The sequence below is a fragment of the Pedobacter sp. HMWF019 genome, assembly GCF_003061025.1.
Classification (GTDB): Bacteria; Bacteroidota; Bacteroidia; order Sphingobacteriales; family Sphingobacteriaceae; genus Pedobacter.
Genome location: NZ_QAIL01000064.1, coordinates 1 through 2,989, shown reverse-complemented (window position 1 = coordinate 2,989; position 2,989 = coordinate 1). Strand labels below are relative to the sequence as shown.

The 2,989-nt window shown below is 38.4% G+C and carries 3 protein-coding genes; all 3 read right to left on the bottom strand.

All coding sequences use genetic code 11. The features are described 5' to 3' along the window. Positions 1–109: 109 nt before the first annotated feature. From DBR11_RS04300 to DBR11_RS04290, 3 genes are read right to left on the bottom strand one after another with little or no spacing between them, the layout of a single operon-like run. Positions 110–562 carry a phosphatidylglycerophosphatase A gene (locus DBR11_RS04300; protein ID WP_108550382.1) on the bottom strand — a complete coding sequence of 151 codons (453 nt, stop codon included), beginning with the start codon at positions 560–562 and terminating at the stop codon, positions 110–112. Between the two features lie 44 nt (positions 563–606). Beyond that, positions 607–1,731 (bottom strand): hypothetical protein, encoded by a 1,125-nt coding sequence (locus DBR11_RS04295; RefSeq protein ID WP_108550381.1) that lies wholly within the window; start codon positions 1,729–1,731, stop codon positions 607–609. Continuing rightward, on the bottom strand, positions 1,728–2,933 hold the full coding sequence (locus tag DBR11_RS04290) for an aminotransferase class I/II-fold pyridoxal phosphate-dependent enzyme (protein WP_108550380.1): 1,206 nt from the start codon (positions 2,931–2,933) through the stop codon (positions 1,728–1,730). The genes DBR11_RS04295 and DBR11_RS04290 overlap by 4 nt, the downstream gene beginning before the upstream one ends. Positions 2,934–2,989: the final 56 nt, after the last annotated feature.

The following is a 2,989-nucleotide window of genomic DNA, read 5'->3' as shown; positions in this document are numbered from 1 at the left end:
CCCCAGTACATACCAAAAATGCAAATACTGCGTACAGACTAATGTGGTAAGAAAGTCAAAGATTGAGGCCGAAAGTGAGGCGACCTGTGCCTTTAGAAAAGTCGCCATATCAGGTAATATTTAATTTAATAATAATTTGCAATAGTATATTGGCATAGACACCAGCAAGAATATCATCAAACATCACACCCCAACCTCCAGGCCATTTTTCAAGACGCCTTATAAACAAAGGTTTTACAATATCAAAAAACCGAAATAAAACCAATCCAATAAGAACATTTAAAGGAGTTACCGGAACCCAAAGCAGGGTAATGCACATTCCGGCAACTTCATCGATCACCACCCGTTGGTGGTCTTTTCCCCAAATAGCTTCTACGATATTTGCAGACCAAATTCCAAGTGCTGTAATCGCAAGTGTAATCAGTAAAGCAGGTACATATTGTGCTCCATTCATCTGCGCATAATACCAAACAATGCAAGTTGCAGCTGCTGCTGCTGTTCCCGCACCTTTGCCGATATAACCTATTCCAAGGCTGGTAGATGTAATTTTATGAAACAACATTTTTCTCTTTACTTTTATTATTTAATACCTCAATGTTCAATCCGTCAATTGAGGTTCTTCTCTAAAATTCTGTACTTCCGGTATAATTCTCCTCCAATTTGCTCTATCGGTTTATTGATCAAATCATTATGGTCTAATGTCCAGGAAGCCTCAGCGTAGGTCATTTTTTTCTTTTGGAATGCCTGGATGATCAAACCATACAAACAAGCCTCGATTCCCATTTTCCGATAGCCGTCTACCACACCAAGAAGCAGAATACGGATACCCTGAATTTTGCTTTTTTGTGTAAGCAACTTATATAAGCCCGTAGGAAAAAGTCTGCCCCTTTTAATCTTGATCAGCACCTGATTAATATCCGGTACCGCCAAAGCAAATCCAACAATCTTACCATCCTGTTCTGCCAGTAGACAGAAATCAGGATCCATGATCATTTTTAAATCTTTTGCCGTATAATCAAATTCCTCATTTGTCATCGGGACAAAACCAAGGTTTTTATCCCATGCTTTATTGTAAACCTCACGGATAGCTGCAGCCTCCTGCTTAAAGTTCTTTACATTAATTTTTCGGATAACGATATTGCTTCTTGTCAAACGCTCCTGCAATGCAGTAACCAATTTGGAAGATCTGTCATTATAATTACCAGCAGTGAACCGATATGCCCTAAGGTCAACTTTTTTATGAAAACCTGCCTTTTCAAGCAAAGAAAGATAATAAGGTGCATTGTATGGCATCATCGCCACAGGAGGGCCATCAAAACCTTCAATCAGCAAAGCACATATATCATTGGTAGAAAAATTAACTGGCCCAACCATAGTATCCAGCTTCCTTTCTTTCAGCCAGTTTGCCGCAGTATTCAGAAGAAGGTCTGCTGTTTCCTGATCATTAATGCAATCAAAAAAGCCAAAAAAACCATCGTTTACTCCATTTATAGTATTATGGTTATTATTTTGTATAGCTGCTATTCTGCCTACAATACGCTCTCCGTCATAGGCCAGAAACGTCTGCAAAGAAGAATGCTTATGAAAGGGATGCTTACCCGGGGTAAGCATATCCTGTTGCGCTATGAATAATTCAGGAACATAATTCGCATCCGCCTTATACAATTCATGAGGAAAATCAATAAATTTTCCAAGTTGTTTCTTGTCACTAACAGCAACTATATGTTTCATAAACTAACCTTAACTGGAGTAAGTTCAACCGCTTTAAATGCTTCATAAAGCTTTTCAACAGCTTCTTCAATTTGCGCAAAAGAATGCGTCGCCATTAAAGAGAATCTGATTAAAGAAGAATCAGAAGGCACCGCTGGAGATACAACAGGGTTAACAAAAATACCGTTGTTATGAAGAATATTGGTAATCAGGAACGTTTTATCATTATCTCTGATGTATACAGGAATGATCGGACTATCTGTGTGGCCAATATCAAAACCAGCTTCCAAAAGCAGTTTTTTAGCATAGTTGGTATTGTCCCACAATTTATCGATTCTTTCAGGCTCAGACTCAATAATATCTAAGGCAGCAATAACACTCGCTACAGCACTTGGAGGCATACTTGCACTAAACATCAGCGCACGTGCACGGTGTTTAATAAACTCAATCGTTTCTTCATTAGCAGCAATAAAACCTCCAAGAGAAGCCAGTGATTTGCTAAAAGTACCCATGATCAGATCTACCTTATCCGTAAGTCCAAAATGCGAGGCAGTTCCTGATCCGTTAAAACCAATAACACCTAAACTATGTGCATCATCCATCATGATATTTGCACCAAACTCATCAGCAATTTTCACAATTTCAGGAAGATTAACTAAATCACCTTCCATACTAAAAATTCCATCAGCAACGATTAATTTAGCGGAATCCTCAGGAAGACGACTCAGTTTCTTGCGCAAATCGTCCATATCATTATGCGCATATTTTATAGACCTCGAGAAAGACAATCTGCTGCCATCAATAATAGAAGCATGGTCATATTCATCCAGGATCAAATAATCATTTCTATCCAGCAAGCAGGAAATTACACCCAGATTTACCTGGAAGCCTGTACTAAAAAGTACAGCAGCCTCTTTACCAACATAACTGGCCAGTCTTCTTTCCAGCTCTAAGTGAATATCCAGTGTTCCATTCAGGAATCTCGATCCTGCACAACCCGTTCCGTATTTTTCAACAGCTTGTTTTGCTGCTTCTTTAATTTTGGGGTGATTGGTCAATCCTAAGTACGAATTTGATCCAAACATTAATACTTTTTTGCCATCAATGATCACTTCTGTATCCTGTGCAGATTCAATAGACCTGAAATACGGATATAGGCCTTTCTCTTTGATTGCATTTGCATCCTTGAATGATGCAATCCTATCGTGTAATTTTTTACGCATGCCTGAATTATATAATTTTTTCTTCAGAGGGGTTCATAATATTTATATTCCAAATT

Excerpts from the sequence above, each read along its gene's own strand:
- DBR11_RS04300 (WP_108550382.1), bottom strand. The coding sequence starts at position 562 with ATGTTGTTTCATAAAATTACATCTACCAGCCTTGGAATAGGTTATATC.
- DBR11_RS04295 (WP_108550381.1), bottom strand. The coding sequence starts at position 1,731 with ATGAAACATATAGTTGCTGTTAGTGACAAGAAACAACTTGGAAAATTT.
- DBR11_RS04290 (WP_108550380.1), bottom strand. The coding sequence starts at position 2,933 with ATGCGTAAAAAATTACACGATAGGATTGCATCATTCAAGGATGCAAAT.